Origin of the sequence: Deinococcus aetherius (genome assembly GCF_025997855.1) — a bacterium.
Classification (GTDB): Bacteria; Deinococcota; Deinococci; order Deinococcales; family Deinococcaceae; genus Deinococcus; species Deinococcus aetherius.
Genome location: NZ_AP026560.1, coordinates 1,044,664 through 1,060,372, shown reverse-complemented (window position 1 = coordinate 1,060,372; position 15,709 = coordinate 1,044,664). Strand labels below are relative to the sequence as shown.

Annotated in this window: 18 protein-coding genes; 8 read left to right on the top strand and 10 right to left on the bottom strand. The window is 69.9% G+C overall.

From position 1 onward, the window contains the following. Window positions 1–27: 27 nt before the first annotated feature. Together DAETH_RS24620 and DAETH_RS05450 are read right to left on the bottom strand one after the other, a co-directional pair. Window positions 28–270, bottom strand: coding sequence for an Imm7 family immunity protein (locus tag DAETH_RS24620; protein WP_406585104.1), 243 nt, complete (start codon window positions 268–270; stop codon window positions 28–30). 164 nt (window positions 271–434) lie between these two features. Then, window positions 435–1,175, bottom strand: coding sequence for an alpha/beta hydrolase (locus DAETH_RS05450; protein WP_264776903.1), 741 nt, complete (start codon window positions 1,173–1,175; stop codon window positions 435–437). 124 nt (window positions 1,176–1,299) lie between these two features. Between DAETH_RS05450 and DAETH_RS05445 the strand changes: the two genes are divergently transcribed. Next, window positions 1,300–1,818, top strand: coding sequence for a pyridoxamine 5'-phosphate oxidase family protein (locus tag DAETH_RS05445; RefSeq protein WP_264776902.1), 519 nt, complete (start codon window positions 1,300–1,302; stop codon window positions 1,816–1,818). A gap of 144 nt (window positions 1,819–1,962) precedes the next feature. On the opposite strand, the gene DAETH_RS05440 is transcribed toward DAETH_RS05445, so the two are convergent. Further along, window positions 1,963–2,601 carry a helix-turn-helix transcriptional regulator gene (locus DAETH_RS05440; protein ID WP_264776901.1) on the bottom strand — a complete coding sequence of 213 codons (639 nt, stop codon included), beginning with the start codon at window positions 2,599–2,601 and terminating at the stop codon, window positions 1,963–1,965. 60 nt (window positions 2,602–2,661) lie between these two features. On the opposite strand from DAETH_RS05440, the gene DAETH_RS05435 reads away from it, so the two are divergent. After that, on the top strand, window positions 2,662–2,862 hold the full coding sequence (locus DAETH_RS05435; protein WP_264776900.1) for a YgaP family membrane protein: 201 nt from the start codon (window positions 2,662–2,664) through the stop codon (window positions 2,860–2,862). Window positions 2,863–2,940: 78 nt separating this feature from the next. Here the strand turns inward: DAETH_RS05435 and aspS are convergent, their stop codons facing one another. Together aspS and DAETH_RS05425 are read right to left on the bottom strand one after the other, a co-directional pair. After that, the gene (aspS, locus tag DAETH_RS05430) at window positions 2,941–4,260 is read right to left on the bottom strand and encodes an aspartate--tRNA(Asn) ligase (protein ID WP_264776899.1); all 1,320 of its coding nucleotides are present in this window, start codon (window positions 4,258–4,260) and stop codon (window positions 2,941–2,943) included. 198 nt (window positions 4,261–4,458) lie between these two features. Beyond that, window positions 4,459–4,941, bottom strand: a complete 483-nt coding sequence (locus DAETH_RS05425; protein WP_264776898.1) for a GreA/GreB family elongation factor — start codon at window positions 4,939–4,941, stop codon at window positions 4,459–4,461. 364 nt (window positions 4,942–5,305) lie between these two features. Between DAETH_RS05425 and DAETH_RS05420 the strand changes: the two genes are divergently transcribed. From DAETH_RS05420 to DAETH_RS05410, 3 genes are all read left to right on the top strand, one after another. After that, the gene (locus DAETH_RS05420) at window positions 5,306–5,950 is read left to right on the top strand and encodes a hypothetical protein (protein ID WP_264776897.1); all 645 of its coding nucleotides are present in this window, start codon (window positions 5,306–5,308) and stop codon (window positions 5,948–5,950) included. Between the two features lie 89 nt (window positions 5,951–6,039). Continuing rightward, a complete protein-coding gene (locus DAETH_RS05415) occupies window positions 6,040–6,594 on the top strand; it encodes a TetR/AcrR family transcriptional regulator (protein WP_264776896.1) in 555 nt (184 codons plus the stop codon). After that, window positions 6,579–7,907 carry an MFS transporter gene (locus tag DAETH_RS05410; RefSeq protein ID WP_264776895.1) on the top strand — a complete coding sequence of 443 codons (1,329 nt, stop codon included), beginning with the start codon at window positions 6,579–6,581 and terminating at the stop codon, window positions 7,905–7,907. Before DAETH_RS05415 ends, DAETH_RS05410 begins: the two co-directional genes overlap by 16 nt. An 85-nt stretch (window positions 7,908–7,992) precedes the next feature. Here DAETH_RS05410 and DAETH_RS05405 read toward each other — a convergent pair whose 3' ends face one another. After that, window positions 7,993–8,670, bottom strand: a complete 678-nt coding sequence (locus DAETH_RS05405) for a hypothetical protein (RefSeq protein ID WP_264776894.1) — start codon at window positions 8,668–8,670, stop codon at window positions 7,993–7,995. A gap of 220 nt (window positions 8,671–8,890) precedes the next feature. Here DAETH_RS05405 and DAETH_RS05400 point away from each other — a divergent pair, with 220 nt between their 5' ends. From DAETH_RS05400 to DAETH_RS05390, 3 genes are read left to right on the top strand one after another with little or no spacing between them, the layout of a single operon-like run. After that, window positions 8,891–9,937: a 3'(2'),5'-bisphosphate nucleotidase CysQ gene (locus tag DAETH_RS05400; RefSeq protein ID WP_264776893.1), complete on the top strand. Its 1,047-nt coding sequence runs from the start codon at window positions 8,891–8,893 to the stop codon at window positions 9,935–9,937. Between the two features lie 5 nt (window positions 9,938–9,942). Further along, window positions 9,943–10,539: a GNAT family N-acetyltransferase gene (locus tag DAETH_RS05395; protein ID WP_264776892.1), complete on the top strand. Its 597-nt coding sequence runs from the start codon at window positions 9,943–9,945 to the stop codon at window positions 10,537–10,539. Continuing rightward, complete coding sequence (locus tag DAETH_RS05390; protein ID WP_264776891.1) at window positions 10,520–11,410, top strand: D-2-hydroxyacid dehydrogenase; 891 nt, start codon at window positions 10,520–10,522, stop codon at window positions 11,408–11,410. Before DAETH_RS05395 ends, DAETH_RS05390 begins: the two co-directional genes overlap by 20 nt. Window positions 11,411–11,557: 147 nt before the next feature. Here DAETH_RS05390 and mnmA read toward each other — a convergent pair whose 3' ends face one another. From mnmA to DAETH_RS05370, 4 genes are all read right to left on the bottom strand, one after another. Continuing rightward, a complete protein-coding gene (gene mnmA / locus DAETH_RS05385) occupies window positions 11,558–12,679 on the bottom strand; it encodes a tRNA 2-thiouridine(34) synthase MnmA (RefSeq protein WP_264776890.1) in 1,122 nt (373 codons plus the stop codon). 237 nt (window positions 12,680–12,916) lie between these two features. Continuing rightward, window positions 12,917–13,564 carry a phospholipase gene (locus DAETH_RS05380; RefSeq protein WP_264776889.1) on the bottom strand — a complete coding sequence of 216 codons (648 nt, stop codon included), beginning with the start codon at window positions 13,562–13,564 and terminating at the stop codon, window positions 12,917–12,919. Window positions 13,565–13,730: 166 nt separating this feature from the next. Then, window positions 13,731–14,681, bottom strand: a complete 951-nt coding sequence (locus tag DAETH_RS05375) for an electron transfer flavoprotein subunit alpha/FixB family protein (RefSeq protein ID WP_264776888.1) — start codon at window positions 14,679–14,681, stop codon at window positions 13,731–13,733. Next, entirely contained in the window at window positions 14,678–15,439 is a 762-nt protein-coding gene (locus DAETH_RS05370; protein WP_264776887.1) for an electron transfer flavoprotein subunit beta/FixA family protein, read from the bottom strand. The genes DAETH_RS05375 and DAETH_RS05370 overlap by 4 nt, the downstream gene beginning before the upstream one ends. Window positions 15,440–15,709 lie beyond the last annotated feature (270 nt).

Genomic DNA, 15,709 nt, shown 5'->3' with positions numbered 1-15,709 from the left:
GCACTCGACGAAGGAAGAGGACCGCCGTCATTCCATGCCGGGTTCCCAGGCGTCCTCGACGGTGGGGATGACAGGCGATAGGAAGGGATCAGGGTGGTCTGAGAGCCGCCCTCTCGCCATCACCCTGACGGTAAAGTCGTCGTCTCGTTCCGAGTCACGCCAGGACATTACCCCGTAGGAGCCGGGCGCCTCTGACGCCACAGAGACAAGCAGGGCATCCAACTCTGGACCGTAGAAGCCTCTGCGGTTGAGGTTGCCGTGGACGAACAGAAACTACGTCCCATTGATGGCCCGGACTTCTGCGGAGGCCGAGGACTCTCAGCCCAACCTCTGAACGCGTTCCCGAAGGCGCGAGACGATGCCCCACATCTCCTGGTCGTCTTGTTCATTTGTCGAATCCCGAAGCGCGAACCACCCGTGAAACTCGAACACTCCTACCCTCCCGTCAGAAACCGCGCCGTCTCGCGGTACAGCATCTCCACCGCCTCCAGCGAGTCGAAGGTGTGGTTGGCACCGGGAATGGCTATGGCGTCGCAGCCGAGGGCCTGGGCGTAGCGGACGCCGAAGGTCGGGGGGCAGACCTGATCGGCGTCGCCGTGGAAGACTCGGGCCACGCCGCCCCAACGTGCGGCGGCGTCCAGCGGTCTGAGACGCGGCATCTCCAGCAGGAACTCGCGTCCGACCGGCCAGCCGCCGTAGTCGAGGATCACGGGCGGGGCGTAACCGCCGCGCAGGAGGGGGAGCCACAGCTCGGGCAGGGCGGGGGCCCATAGGGCGAGGCGGTGGGGACGCACCCGCTCGGCGGCGAGGGCCGCGATGAGGCCGCCCATCGAGAAGCCCAGCAGCATCACCCGCTCGGGGTCGAGCAGGGGCAGGCCGCGCACGTACCCGAAGGCCGCCTCCACGTCCTCGACCTCGCGCAGGGCGGTCATCTCGTTGAACTCGCCTTCCGACTCGCCGCTGCCCCGGAAGTCGAAGCGCAGGGAGGCCACCCCGCGCGCCGCCAGGAAGCGCGAGAGCAGGGGCAGCAGGCGGTGGTCGCCGCCCCGGTTGCCGGTGAAGCCGTGGAGGATCACGACCGAGGGCCACCCCGGGGCAGGCCGCTCCCCGTCGGGGACGTGCAACATGCCGTAGACGCGCTGGGTGCCCACCTTGAACTGCGCGAACTGTTCCATGCGGGGATGATGGCAGAGACTCAGGGGAGTGGCCCTGCTTGTGAGAGGACGGGCACGGGACGCCTAACCTCCGCTCAAAATGCTCCCGCACCCCCGCGCCTACACTGCCCGGCAAGGAGGCGACATGACCGAGCCGCAACACGTGACCGATTCCCAGGAAGCCGCCCGACTGCTCACCGAGAAGATCAAGGGCGTCCGCTTCGCCACGTTCACCACCGTCTCCCAGGACGGCAGCCTGCACGGGCGGCCGATGGCGACCCAGCAGGCCGAGTTCGACGGCGACCTGTGGTTTTTCACCTACCGGGACAGCCACAAAGTCGATGATGTCCGCGCGAATCCCCAGGTCAACCTCGGGTACAACAACCCCGACAAGAACCTGTGGGTCAACGTGACGGGCAGCGCCGAGGTGGTGGACGACCGCGCCAAGATGCAGGAACTGTGGGAGCCGCCGCTCAAGGCCTTCTTCCCCGACGGGGTGGACGACCCCAACCTGATCCTGCTCAAGGTCACGCCCCACCAGGCCGAGTACTGGGACGGCCCGGCGAGCGGTATCGGCAAGGTGGTGGCCTTCGCCAGGACGCTGGCGAGCGGGGGCAAGACGCCCCCCGGCAAGGACGTGAAGCTGGACCTCGAAGGGCAGTAGGACCGGCCCCTCCTGGCAGCGCGGCCAACGACAGGAGCACCACGCGCCCCCGGTGATCCCAGCCGGGGGGCAACTTCTGGTCCAGGGCACCGTCTTCCCGGGCGGCTGACCCGGCCACGCGCCGTCTAAAGGACCCGGGGAAGATCAACCCACGGTATTCACCATGAACTCACAGGCGCGTGCCCCGTCCCGCTGGCAACGCAAGCGGGTGGTTTTCAGACCGGTGGCTGCGGTGATGACGCCAGGCAGCAGTTCGCAGACCGCCGGATGACGCCGCCCCGCCTCCACATACACACAGTTGTAGGCGTGCAGGCACACCCCGGCGGGAACGACCTCAAGCTCGGGGAGCAGGTCGCCGTAGTCGAGGAGCTGAAGCAGCCGGTACAGGCGCTCCGAACCGTCCAACCCCACCTGCGGGGGCTGCACCCGCGCGGCCATGTCAGCGGCGACCCGGGCCAGCAGCCGTTCCTCCAGCCCCTCGGTTCGGGCGGCCGTCAGCACGGCGTCGAGCAACTCCAGGTAACGCTTGGGAAACAGCCCCTCGGCGCGGGCCGTCAGGGCGTAGCGGGTCGCGGGGCGGCCCCGGCCGGGCCCGGTCGAGCCCTCGCGCGTCAGCAGCCCGTGCCGCTCCAGAGCTTGCAGGTGGTGGCGTACGGCGTTCTCGCTGAGCCGCAGGGCCGCCCGCAGTTGCGGTACCGTGGCCGGACCATGCCGTTTGAGATAAGCGGCGAGAACCTGGGCCGTCGCCTCCGGCTCAGCATCGGGAAGGAAGTCTTTTTCCACCATTTCTACCATAGAAACACGGCAACCTTGGGTGCAGGATGAGGGCGGAGGAACGCCCTGATGACCACCAACGAAAGCATCACCGACCGCATTATTCGCGCTGTCCTGGGTATGGCGCTGCTCATCGCCGCCTTCACGCTGGCGGGCGTCTGGACCTGGATCGGCGGTATTCCCGGAACTGTGCTGGTGCTGACCGCCCTCACGGGCTTCTGCCCGCTGTACGCGCTCCTGGGCATAAGCACCCACCGGGCACACAAGTAGCCCCGTTCCGCCGGGCGGGGGGCAGAAAGGCGGGGCATCCGGGATCACGCCCGGATGCCCCACCTTCCCCGATCACGTTCAGGGCGTCAGCCGGTGCCGGTCGCGCGGGAAGGCGCGGGCATAGCGCACGTTGCTGATCCCCAGCAGCTTCGCCGTCAGCCGCTCGGCCCCGATGGCGAAGCCGCCGTGGGGGGGCATCCCGTACTTGAAGACCTCGGTGTAGCCCGCCAGCGACTCGGGATTCAGCTTGTACGCGGCGATGGACTCCATCAGCATCGCGTGGTCGTGGATGCGCTGCCCGCCCGAGGTGATCTCGATGCCCCGGAAGAGGAGGTCGAAGCCGCGCGTGAGGTCGGGGTCGGCGGTGCCGTCCGGGTTGATCTCCGGGTGCGCGTAGAAGGGCCGGGCGGCGCGAGGGTACTTCGTCACGAACACGAAGTCCGAACCCTCGGTTTCCGCGTAGTGCTGGCTCAGCAGGCGCTCGGCCTCCGGGTCGAGGTCCTTGCCGCCGACCGCGTGGCCGTACTTCCCCTGCACGAGCTGCCGCGCGTCCATCAACGTGATGCGGGGGATGCGGGCGGGCACGTCGGGGATGGTCGCGCCGAGCAGGCTGAACTCCGCCCCGGCCCGCTCCCTCAGCCGGGTCATGATCGCGTCGAGGAGGCGGGTCTCCAGGTCCATCACGTCCTCCTCGGACTCGATGAACCCCATCTCCACGTCGAGGGACAGGTACTCGTTGAGGTGGCGGCTGGTGGCGTGTTCCTCGGCGCGGTAGACGGGCGCGACCTCGAAGACGCGCTCGAAGACGCCGACCATGATCTGCTTGTAGAGCTGCGGGCTCTGCGCGAGGTACGCCGGATGCCCGAAGTAGTCGATGGGAAAGAGGTTCGCGCCGCCCTCCGCCCCCGCCGAGACGATCTTGGGTGTGCTGATCTCGGTGAAGCCCTCCGTGAGGAGGTGGTCGCGGAAGGCCGCCACGAGTTCGGCCTGGACCTTCAGCGCCGCGCGCTCCTTGAGGCCGCGCACGGTGACCACGCGGTAGTCGAGCAGGGTCTCGGGGTTGACGTTCCACTCCATCTTGGGAATCTCGACGGGCGGGGGCTCGACGGCGGCGGTCAGGACGCGCAGGCTCTCGACCTGAACCTCGAAGCCGCCGGGCGCCTTGGGGTGTGCCTTCACCTTGCCGACCACCTCGATGCTGCTCTCGGGGAGGGGCAGGTGGAGGCCGCTGCCCACGCACTGGGCCACGCCGCTCCTATCCCGCAGGACCAGGAACTGCACGCCCCCCAGGTCGCGGCGGGCGTGCAGGAAGCCCTGGAGCCGGACGTTCTGCCCCTCGTGGTGCGGCAGTTCGCGGGTGAGGGTGCGCTGGAGGTGGACGGCGGGTTCGGTGGTCACGGTTTCAGGTCTCCTTTGCGGGGCGGGTCAAGAAAAGGCCCCGACTCCGTGGGGAAGTCGGGGGCGCATGTGCGGCGAGGCGTCCCCTAGCGGGGATCGTCATTCACGTTGTTCGCGTGGGCCGCCGTCATGACGAGGAGTGTAGCGGGGACCGGAAGAGGCGGTCAACGCGGGCGGCTAGGCAGGGCTGGGGAGTTCTCAGCCCGAGCCGACGCTCTTTACCGTGTAACGGACGTGCCGGTCGCCGACCTCCACCTCGAAGGACTCGCCGACCTGCCGACCCATCAGGGCCTTGCCGACCGGGCTGTCCTCGCTGACCTGGGTCACGCCGCCCTCCAGGGCCGTCACCTCCACGGGGCTGACAAGCTGGACCTGCATCTCCCGGCCGTGTTCCTCGTCCTGCAACACCACGACCGAGCCCAGGCCCACCCTGCCCTCCTCGCCCGGCAAAGACTCGACGACCACCGCGCGGGCGAGGATGTCCTCCAGCTCGAAGATGCGGGCGTCCATGCTGGGCAGGTCGATCTGGGAGGCCTCCAGGTTGCGGTCCTCGATGTCGCTGGTGTCGTCGCGCAGGGCCGCGATGGTCTCGGTGGCGGCCTCGCGGCGCTCGCGTTCCTTTTGCAACGTCTCCTCCAGGCGCCGGTAGCCCTCCGCCGTCATGGGAATCTGTTCTGCCATCTGCCCCTCCTGTGGCTGGCCTTCCCGTGTGGTCGGGAAGGGAGACGAAGCGCGGCTCCCCCTGCGGGCATCACCGAAGGGAGGTGGCGCCGTCTCGTCAATGCCGGTCCAATCTGACCTGCCCCGGGTGCGCCCCCTGGGAAGAAATTGCCCAAGGCCGCTTTACGAAGCGGGAACTTGACGAGGCCGGGGCTTCACGAACCGGCCCGCGCGGCGTGGGCCGCCTCCAGCCCTTCCCGGCCCGGGACAGGCGTGGGCCAACAAACGTTGCAGGAGTCCTCATCGGCAGGGACTTCGCCGTCCGTTCTAATTCGTGGCGACACACGGCCCCGGCACCAGCCAGGCCCTTTCGAGGAGGAAGCCCATGACCGACCCCACCGACCGCGACCCCACCACCGATATCGACCCCGAGCTGAACGCCCGGCTGGACGACGACGCCACCGTGACCGGCGAGGACCTCGACCGGGACAGCCGCGAGCTGAGCGACGCCGAGCTGCACCCCGTCGGCGGCGCCAGCGTGACGGGCGCGGAGACGATGGATTTCTCCCTCCCTGAGGACGACGACCCGGCGAACCAGGACACCCAGTCGAACGCCGACCTGATCCGGGACGTGGCCGAGACCGAAGACGACTTCCCGCGCTCCGGCGACGTGACGGGCGGGGAGCGCGGGACCACCGGGAGTGACGCGCTGGCGGGCGCGGGGGTCGCCTACGACGACGGCATCGACCCCTCCATCCGCACCGAGATGCTCGACAACGCGATGGCCTACGGCGACGACTTCACGCCCAACAACGTGAACGACGAGCCCTCCTTCGACGACGGCACTCCCGGCAGCTTCTCCGACTTCAGCGTGATCACCCCTGACACCCCGGGCGGCACCACCCGCCTCGCCGACCCCAACCAGGACGCGGGTGGCGAGGTCAGGGGCCCCCGGGTAGGCGGTTCGGGCGGCATAGACGGCGGCCCGGCCCGCACCCGGCCGCTGCCGGGCACGACCGAAGACGAGTAACGGGGAGCAGGGCAAAGAGGCGGGTCCGCGAAGGCCCGTCCTTTCCCTGTTCTCATCTTAACCGACCGTCCAGACGGTATGCTTAATTCATGAATAGACCCCGGAATCCCGAGCTGACGCGCTCGGCACTGCTGGAGGCGGCGGGAAGGGTGCTTCAGACGCAGGGGGCCGCCCTCTCGCTCGACGCCGTGGCGCGGGCGGCGGGGGTGAGCAAGGGGGGCCTGCTGCACCACTACCCCAGCCGCGAGGCGCTGCTGTCGGCGCTGGCGCTGGAACTCATCGAACGGTTCCGGGCGTGTGTGGAGGCGGCCCGGGCGCGCGAGGTCGCGGCCCACGGGGAGGGGCCGGGGGCGTGGCTGCGGGCCTACATCGAGGTGAGCTTCACGCCCGCCGCCGGAGAGGACGCCCTGATCGCCGCGCTCGCGCCGCTGGCAGGGCACCCGGAACTCATCGCCCGGTTGCGGGAGGCGCAGGCCTTCGTTCTGACAGAGGCGGAGGCGGACGGCCTGCCCCCCGCCCGCGCCCACGCCGTCCGCCTCGCCTGCGACGCGCTGAGCCTGGGGCCGCTCACCGGGCTGCCTGACCTCGACCCCGGGCGGCGGACCGCGCTGAAAGAGGAGCTGCTGGCATGGACACGGGTGTAGGCGAGCGCCCCTCCCCCGCCCCGCCCGGGCACCCCGACCCCGGGCCGGGCTGGCAGCGGCGGTTCTGGGCGATCTTCGGGGGACAGGCCCTCAGCCTGACGGGCTCGGCGATGACCCAGTTCGTGCTGCTGTGGTGGATCACCGACATGACGGGAAGCGTGGGCGCGCTGGCGACGGCGGGGATGGCGGCCCTGCTCCCCCAGGCGCTTCTCGGGCCGCTGGGGGGCACCTTCGCCGACCGCTATAGCCGCCGGGTGCTGATGATCGCGGCGGATACGGTGAGTGCGCTGTGTATGCTCGTCCTGATCGCCCTCTTCGCCAGCGGGCGGGTCGAGCTGTGGCACGTCTACACGATGATGTTCGTCCGCTCCTCGATGCAGGCCTTCCAGGGACCGGCGGCGGCGGCGAGCACGGCGATGCTCGTCCCGGCGAGCTTCCTGCCTCGGGCGGCAGGCCTGAACCAGACCCTCCAGGGGATCATGACGGTGGCCGCCGCGCCGCTGGGAGCCCTCGCCATCGGCGCGTTGCCGCTGTGGGCGGCCCTCGGCCTCGACGTGGCGACGGCCCTGCTGGGCATCCTGCCGCTGCTGGTCTTCCGGGTGCCGCAACTGCGCCTCCCGCCTGGGGAAAGGGCGGGCGTCTGGGCCGAGTTTAGGCAGGGGGTGAGCCTGGTGTGGCGCCACCCCGGCCTGCGCCAACTCTACGCGGTGATGGCGGCCGTCGTGCTGGTGATCATGCCGACCTTCACCCTGACCCCGCTGCTCGTGAAGGAGCACTTCGGGGGCGGCGCGGGGCAGGTCGCGCTGATGGAGGGACTTTCCGGGGTCGGGATGATCGCGGGGGGGCTCGCCGTCGCCGTCCTCGCCCCCCGGCGGCGGGTGGCGACCGTGCTCGTAGCCTTCGCGCTGTCGTGCCTCGCGGTGGCCCTGACGGCCCTCGCGCCCGGGCACGCCTTCTGGCTGGCGGTCGTGTGGTGGGTGGTGAGCGGCGTGACCTTCAGCTACGGCAACGCGCCCATGACGGCCGTGCTCCAGACCGTGATCCCCAACCAACTTCAGGGCCGGGCGCTGTCGCTGCTCTCGACCGTGATGGGCCTGGCGGGGCCGGTCGGACTGGCCCTGGCCGGGCCCCTCGGCGAGTGGCTCGGCGTGCGGGGGCTGTTCGTGGCGGCGGGCGTGCTCTCGGCGCTGGCGAGCCTGGCAGGGTTCCTCTCCCCGGCGCTGCTGCGGTTGGAGGGGACGGCGGTGGGGGCGGAGGAGCGACCCGAATTCTCCTCGCCCACACGCCGCACAGGAAACCGGGAGGGGATCTGACGGGGAGGGACGTACGCGCCCTGTACAGGAGACGGCAACGGCGGCACTCCTCCAGACAAGGGGTGCCGCCGCTCGGGTTCGGGGGTTACTTCAGGATGGAATCCAGGTCGAGGCTGGGGAGGGACTGCACCCGCTGGGCGGTCACCTGATCGGCGGCGGTCTTCGCCTGCGTGAACACGTCGGACAGGACCGTCCCGTAGCTCTTGTCCGGGTTGGTGTCCACCTGCACGAAGGCGACTTTGGCCGTCTGGCTGGTCGGCTCCCACGTTCCGGCCCCAGACATCACCGGGCGGCCCTTGGCGTTGAGCGTGACCTTGTTGTCGCTGTCGGTCATGGTCAGGCGGCTCCCCAGGATGGCCCTCAACTGGGCGCCGGAGTTGGTCACCTGGCTCAGGACCACGGCGAAGGTCTCGTTGGTCGGGGTCGTGCAGGTGTCGTTCGCACACGTGGAGTTCGAGCCAAACCCGCCGTTCTTGGCCTGGTCGGTGGGCTGACCGCGCTCCGAAATGGTCATGACGCCCTGCTGGTAGGAGCCGTCAGGCAGCTTGGCAACCCAGACCCAGTCACCCTTGTACGGCACCCGGGGGTCGGTGGACTCCGTGGCCGAGGGGTCAGGGTTGTAGGCGTCCGTCAGGACAGGGGTGACGGTCGTGCCATTGTCCCCGTTACCCCCGTTCCCGTTGCCACCGCCCCCTCCTGGGTTGTTCTTACCACACGCCACGAGACCGAGGATCAGGGCACCTGCAACAAGCATTCGTTTCACGTTATTTCCTCCTTGGTTGGGATGGCCCAGGGTAAGTCCGGTTCGCCATGAACATCGGTTGATCATACGGGCCCAGGGGCTGAAGAGAACGCTTCGACACGGCTCATCCCGTCGTCAGCTTGAAAGAGACGGAGGTCCGGAACGTGACCTTGCAACGTCGGAGACGACGTTTTCTGGCACACCGCCCTCACTCCTGCCCCGCCAGCATTATTCTCCGGCCATGACCTCCCCTCCCCTCCTCGCCGAACTCGACGCCGCCACCCGTCTCGCCCTGGAGGCGGGGGAGTTGCTGCGGGCGCACCTGCGGCGGGGCCTCACGGTCGAACACAAGACGGGGGCCGACGACCCGGTGACCGCCGCCGACCGCGAGGCCTCCGACCTGATCCTGCGGGGGCTGCACGCCGCCTTCCCGGAGGACGGCCTGCTGAGCGAGGAGGCTGCCGACAGCCCCGCGCGGCTCGGCGTCGAGCGGGTGTGGATCGTGGACCCCATCGACGGCACGAAGGAGTTCACGACGGGCAGCCCCGACTTCGCCGTCAGCATCGGCCTGGCGGTGGGGGGCGACCCCGTGCTGGGTGTGGTGTACGCTCCCGCCACGGACGAACTCTTTGCCGGGGTCGTGGGCGTGGGCGTGACGAAAAACGGCGAGCCTGCGGGATTTAGCGACCGGAGCGAGTACGTGGTCAGCGTGTCGGACACCGAGTTCCGGCGCGAGTTGCACCGCGCCTCCCTCCCCGGCATGGCGCCCAGCGGCTCCATTGCCCTCAAGCTCGCGCGGATCGCGGCGGGCGAGGCGGACGTGACCTTCACCATGAGCCCGCGCAGCGAGTGGGACATCGCGGCGGGGCACGCCCTCGTGCGGGCGTCGGGCGGGGAGGTGCGGCGCCGCGACGGGAGGCCCATCCGCTACAACCTCGCCCGGCCCCATATCGAGCAGGGGCTTCTCGGAGGCCGGCTGGACGCCCTCGCCTGGCTGGAGGAGGAACTCGCGGCCCGGGGCCTCCCGACCGCCCACCTGGGCCTGACGGGCGAGGACCCCGCGTGGAACGTGCTGCCCGAGGGGGACCGCGCCGCTCTCGCGGGGCACCCGGGCGTCTTCGTGCGGCACGCGGGGGGGAGGGCACTCGCGCTGATCGTCGTGGGGGAGGGCGGCACCGTCGAGCGGGCGGAGGGGGACGCCTTTCACCTCGAACGGCTGACCCGGGACGTGACGCGGGCGCTGGGAACCCTCGGCGCGGCAGCGACACCGACGGGGAGGCTAGACTGACGCGCATGGAGTCGGAGGGCACGGGCATCGGGTGGGGCCGCGTCACCCTCAAGCCGGTGCCCGAGTTCACCCCCGCCGAGTGGAGCACCCTCTACCGCTTCTTCCGCGACCGAGAACTCGCCGACTGGAACGACGCCAAACCCATCCGGCTTCCCGAATGGCTCTTCCGCCGGGTCATGCTGGAGGAGGAGGCCACGGGCGAGCGCGCGGGCTTCGGCGTCCTCAGCGAAACGGGCGAACTGATCGGCAGTGCGGAGCTGTACGACCTGCGCCCCCCGCCCCCCACGACCCCGACCGTCGCCACCCTGGGCGTGATGATCGGCGTGCGCTCGCTGTGGGGCCAGGGCTACGGGCGCGAGGCGGTCATGGCGCTCCTCGCCTGGGCCTTCGCCGGGGAGGGGGACGTGGGACAGCGGGGGCGGGCCCGGCCCGTGCCGCTCGCCCGGGTCCGCCTCACCACCTTCGGCCACAACCGCCGCGCCCAGCGGGCTTTCCTGGCCTGCGGCTTCCGCGAGGTCGGGCGCACGACCGGCCCCGGGCGCACCGACGTTCACATGGAGATCACGAGAGGAGAGTGGCTGAATGCGCGTGCTGGTGCCTGACCTGCCCGAGTTCCGCGAGTTGCGAGTGGAGGGGGTGGAGCTGGGCTTCTTCTCCCGCGACGAGGCCCCGCAAGGCAGCGCCGAGGGAGTAGTCCTGTGGTTCGCCTCCCCCGAGCTGCGCCGCGAGTTGCTGGGGCGACCCGGCCTGCGCTGGGTCCTCACCCTCACGGCGGGGATCGACCATGTGGCGGGCAGGCTGCCTCAGGGGGTCACCCTCTACAACGCCCACCGCCTGCACGACCGCGCCGTGGCCGTCCACACCGCCGCCGGGATGCTCGCCGCCGCCCGGGGCCTGCACCGCTTCCGGGACGCGCAGCACGAGGGTCGCTGGCAGCCGACGATGGACCTGGGCACGCTGGACGGCAGGCAGGTGGTGATCTGGGGCTACGGTCATATCGGCAAGATTCTGGAGGAGTTGCTGACCCCGCTCGGGGCGCACGTAACGGGTATCCGCTCCCGCACCCCCGAGGCCGAGCGGAACGCGGCACTCGCCGGGGCCGACTGGGTGGTCCTGCTGCTGCCCAGCACGCCGGAGACCAAGGGCATCGTGAGTGCCGACGTGCTCGCCCGCCTGGGGCCCGGCGCGTGGATCAGCAACCAGGGGCGCGGCAACCTGATCGACACCGATGCTCTCCTCGCCGCGCTGAACTCGGGGCACCTCGGCGGCGCAGTCCTCGACGTGACCGACCCCGAGCCGCTGCCGGAGGGGCATCCCCTTTGGGCCCAGGAGAACGTGATCATCACGCCGCACATCGCCAGCACGACCTCCGACCTCGTTGCGCGGGGGGCGGAGTACACGCGGGCTTTCCTTGAGGAGATGGCAGCGGGACGCGAGCCGGAGGGGCGAGTGGAGGCGGGGCAGACGTATTGAGGGACGAATCTCGCGGGGAGTTGAGCGGGAAATGGGCGCTGGGGGACGCTCACGATTCCCCCCTCTCCTGCGGAGCTTTACAAGTCCCGGCCTCTGCGAGCAGCTCTACGAGTCCCCACAAGGGAGGAGGGGCTAGACCACCACCGCTCAGGACGAGACGGCGACCCTCCGGTCCTCTCCCACCACCGGCAACTCCCGCGCGTGGTCCGCGATCAACCCGCCGCCCAGCAACCTCGTCCCGGCGTACAGCACCGCGCTCTGACCGGGCGCGACGGCGAACTGGGGCTCCTCGAACCGCAACTCGAAGCCCCGCTCATCGGCGTGGAGGACCGTCGCCCGCACCGGCTTCGTGCGGTAGCGCACCTGGACCTCTACCTCACGCGGCAACTCGGCGAGGTCGAGGAGGTAGTTCGCCCCCTCCGCCCGTAGCCCGTTCCACAGGCAGTCCTCGTAGTCGCCCACCCAAACGGTATTCGTCCCCGGGTCGAGGTGGACGACGTGGCGGACGCGGTGCGACTGGTACAGGCCCAGGCCCTTCTTCTGCCCCAGCGTGTAGAACTGGGTGCCCAGGTGCTCGCCGACGACCTCCCCCGTGCCGATCTCGCAGATGAAGCCCCGACTCTGCGGCAACTGCTCGGCCACGTAGTCCTGCACCCTGCCGGGCACGAAGCAGATGTTCTGGCTCTCAGGCTTGCGGGCAGTCAGCAAGCCGCGCTCCTCGGCGATCTCGCGCACGCGCGGCTTTTCCAGTTCGCCCACCGGGAAGAGGATGAAGGGCAGGGCCTCCTTCGGCGTACCCCACAGGAAATACGTCTGGTCCTTGCGGGGGTCGTCGCCCCGGTGGAATTCCACGCTGCCGTCCTCGCGCTCCACCCGCTTGACGTAGTGCCCGGTCGCCACGTAGCGGCAGCCCAGCATCCTCGCCTTCCTCACCAGCTCGTCGAACTTGACCTTGGTGTTGCAGTTCACACACGGGTTGGGTGTGCGGCCCCGCGCGTACTCCTCGATAAAGGGGCCCACGATGTGGCGCTGGAACTGCTCACGGTAGTCGAGGAGGTAGAAGGGCACGCCGACCTGTTCGGCCACCCGGCGTGCCTCGTACGCGGCGTCCGGCGAGCAGCAGGTATCGAAGGTCGAGGCCCGCTTGTCGTCGGGCCAGAAGCGCATCATCGCGCCGACGACCTGATAGCCCGCGTCCCTCAGGAGCGCCGCCGAGACGCTGGAATCCACCCCGCCCGACATCGCACACAGAACGCGCTCACCCGTCATACGGCGGGGAGCTTAGCAGGCGGAGGGGGGACAGACCGTGAGTGGGGAGTGGTTGGTGGTCAGTGGAAAAGGCGAGGTGCGGACCCTGCGCACCTCGCCCCCGCGCTCCTCCCGCCCGACGCGGTGAGAGCGTTTGACACGGAAACGATGTCCTGCTGAGCGCAGCGAAGCATCTCGCCTTCCAGGCGGAGGACCCTACGCTTCCCTCAGGGGGCAATGCTTCTTGCGTCAAATGCGCTAGAAGCTGCCACTGCCCCCCACCCGCACGCCCTGGTAGTAGGCGTAAGCGGCGCTGTAGCAGCCGGGCCGGGCGTACCAGCTCTTCGCCGCGCAGATGGTCTTCATGTTGGCGTAAAAGGCGTCATCGGTGGCGAGACGGTTGGCGGATGTGCGCTCGTAGACCTTGAGGTTGCGGTAGCCGAAGTCGTGGACGTTGCAGGCGGGCCGGAAGTCCTCGCGGTACCCCAGGCCCAGGCCGTCGGGCGCCGAGCAACCGTCACGGGTCCAGTCGAGGCCGGAGTAGGGCACCGTGGTGCCCGCATAGGCGCCGTACTGGCTGTTGTACCCGGAGACCGTGCCCCACGCGACGCCCTTGATGTACGCGAGGCGGTCGCTGGCGAGGTCGAGGCCCCTCACCACCGGCGCCTGCGGGCGGCTGAAGTTCGCGGGCCGCTCCCCGTACGCCTCCTGGAGGGCGGCGAGCAGGCCGGGGTCGTTGCCGTACCGCGCCAGGATCGCCTGGCTCTCGGCGTCCTGCAACTCGGGCCGGGCGGCGTAGTCGGCGGCCAGCGTGTCCTGCGCGGCGGGGCCGTTGGCGGTCGGCGTCTGTCCACAGGCGGCGAGCGTGAGGGCGAGGGCGGCGGCAGCGAGGGGGGTGAGCTTCATGCACGTCTCCTGGGGAACCTGGGCACCGCACGGACATAGAAAGGTCCAGACGGGTCGAACACGGGCTGAATTAAGGTGACCTCCATAATGTAAGCACAATTTTTCAGGCGCGGTATGAAAAACCGCCCACCCACAGGGGGCAGGCGGCTCCGGCGGGCGCGGGAATCTACTTCCGGGCGGCCTCGATCAGGGCGGGCACGATCTGGTTCACGTCCCCGACGATGCCGTAATCGGCGACCTTGAAGATCGGCGCCTCGGCGTCCTTGTTGATGGCGACGATGTAGCGGCTCTTGCCCATGCCGCTGAGGTGCTGCACGGCGCCGCTGACGCCCAGCGCCACGTACGCCTTGGGCTGCACCGTCTTGCCCGTCTGCCCGACCTGCTCGGCGTAGGGCCGCCAGCCCGCGTCCACCACGGCACGGGTGGCGCCGACGCCCGCGCCCAGGCGGTCGGCCAGCCCCTCGACGTAGCGGCTGAAGTTCTCGGGGTTGCCCACCCCGCGCCCGCCCGTCACGATGACGTCCGCCTCGGTGAGCGCCACGCGGCTCGTCTTCTCGAGGCTCCGGCCTGTCACCTCGACACGTGGGGCGGGGAGGTCGAGTTCCACGTCGTACTGCTCGCCGGGGGCGGCCAGCGGCGCGGCGGGGGCGAAGGCGCCGGGCTTGACGCTCACCACGACGACCGGGCCTTCCGCCTCGACCGTCTCGGTCACCCGGGCGAGGTAGGTGTACCGCTGCGCCTGGAGGGCCGTGCCCGTGCTCGCCAGGTGGATGGCGTCCTCCAGGTAGGGGGCGTCGAGCCTCACAGCGACGCGGGGGGCGTACTCCCGGCCCGAACGGCTGCCGCCGATGACGACGGTGTGCGCTTCGCCCTCCTGCGCGATCTGCGCAGTGGCGGCGGCCCACAGCTCGGCGTTGTAGGTGGCGAGCGCGGGGAGATCGGCCACGAGGACCTGATCGGCCACGGCGGCGGCGGCGTTGGCGATCTCCGCGACTCCCTGGCCGAGGACGAGAACGGTGACGGGTCCCTCGCGCCCGGACTCCCGGGCAGCGGTGACCATCTCCAGGGTGGACTTGGCGAGCTTCCCGCCCGCGTGTTCGGCGACGATCAGGATCATGCCAGCACCTTCGCTTCGTTGCGCAGGAGGTCGAGAAGCTGTTCGGCGGCGGCCTGCGGGTCCTTGCCGTCGATCATCCGGTTCAGCCGGGCACGCGTCTGGATCTCGGCGTTCACCACGCGGACGGTCGGCCGCGCCCCGTACTGCTCCAGGCTGTCCTTACGCAGTTCCTTGCGCTTGGCCTTCATGATGTTGGGAAGGGTCGGGTAGCGCGGCTCGTTCAGGCCCTGCTGGGTCGTCACGACGGCGGGAAGGGAGGCGCGGAAGTTCTCGTTCCCGTCGTCCACGTCATGACGGCCCGTGAGGCTGTCGCCCTCCAGTCGAAGCTCGTTCGTCCAGGTGAGCTGCGGCCAGCCCAGGCGTTCGGCAGTCGCGGCTCCGAGCGCCTGGCTGTCCCAGTCGGCCTCCTGCCCGCCGACGAGAATCAGGCCCGCCCCCTCCGATTGAGCAACCTGCGCGACGATCCGGCTCAGGGCGATGGGGTCGAGCAATTCACTCGTCTCGACGTGGATGGCGCGGTCCACCCCCATCGCCAGGGCGGTGCGCAGGGCGTCCTCGACCCGCTTGGGGCCGACGGCCAGCGCCACGATCTCCTCGATGTTCGCGCCGCCCTCGCGCAGCCGGAGGGCTTCTTCCACACCGTACTCGTCCATCCCGTCGATGACGAGGGTCGCGCCCTCCAGATCGACGCTTCCGGCGCTGATTTTGACGCGGGCCTCCGCGTCGGGCACTTGCCTGACCAACGTAAGAATCTTCATGGGGCCTCCGCAGGAGTCAGCCTGGAGCGGCACCGTGTATTCGGCCTCGCCTGCTCCGGCGGCGTTAGGAATTGAACCGGGTGTAAGTTTAGCAGGGGAGGCGGGCGGGCGCCAAGGCCGGGCTTTCTGGCGATGATGTCCACGTTCTTCCCGGCTGGACGGCGGGAGGAGTGGGGGAGCGAGGTTCTTCCCGCTCTGACACACAACCTGAAGGGAGACCCACCTCCATCTTCTCTCGCCGGGTTCCCCCACCGGACTCCCCCCGACCTG

Bases quoted from the DNA above. Each gene is read 5' to 3' on its own strand.
- DAETH_RS05450 (WP_264776903.1), bottom strand. From the start codon at position 1,175: ATGGAACAGTTCGCGCAGTTCAAGGTGGGCACCCAGCGCGTCTACGGC.
- DAETH_RS05445 (WP_264776902.1), top strand. From the start codon at position 1,300: ATGACCGAGCCGCAACACGTGACCGATTCCCAGGAAGCCGCCCGACTG.
- DAETH_RS05435 (WP_264776900.1), top strand. From the start codon at position 2,662: ATGACCACCAACGAAAGCATCACCGACCGCATTATTCGCGCTGTCCTG.
- DAETH_RS05425 (WP_264776898.1), bottom strand. From the start codon at position 4,941: ATGGCAGAACAGATTCCCATGACGGCGGAGGGCTACCGGCGCCTGGAG.
- DAETH_RS05420 (WP_264776897.1), top strand. From the start codon at position 5,306: ATGACCGACCCCACCGACCGCGACCCCACCACCGATATCGACCCCGAG.
- DAETH_RS05415 (WP_264776896.1), top strand. From the start codon at position 6,040: ATGAATAGACCCCGGAATCCCGAGCTGACGCGCTCGGCACTGCTGGAG.
- DAETH_RS05410 (WP_264776895.1), top strand. From the start codon at position 6,579: ATGGACACGGGTGTAGGCGAGCGCCCCTCCCCCGCCCCGCCCGGGCAC.
- DAETH_RS05400 (WP_264776893.1), top strand. From the start codon at position 8,891: ATGACCTCCCCTCCCCTCCTCGCCGAACTCGACGCCGCCACCCGTCTC.
- DAETH_RS05395 (WP_264776892.1), top strand. From the start codon at position 9,943: ATGGAGTCGGAGGGCACGGGCATCGGGTGGGGCCGCGTCACCCTCAAG.
- DAETH_RS05390 (WP_264776891.1), top strand. From the start codon at position 10,520: ATGCGCGTGCTGGTGCCTGACCTGCCCGAGTTCCGCGAGTTGCGAGTG.
- mnmA (WP_264776890.1), bottom strand. From the start codon at position 12,679: ATGACGGGTGAGCGCGTTCTGTGTGCGATGTCGGGCGGGGTGGATTCC.
- DAETH_RS05380 (WP_264776889.1), bottom strand. From the start codon at position 13,564: ATGAAGCTCACCCCCCTCGCTGCCGCCGCCCTCGCCCTCACGCTCGCC.
- DAETH_RS05375 (WP_264776888.1), bottom strand. From the start codon at position 14,681: ATGATCCTGATCGTCGCCGAACACGCGGGCGGGAAGCTCGCCAAGTCC.
- DAETH_RS05370 (WP_264776887.1), bottom strand. From the start codon at position 15,439: ATGAAGATTCTTACGTTGGTCAGGCAAGTGCCCGACGCGGAGGCCCGC.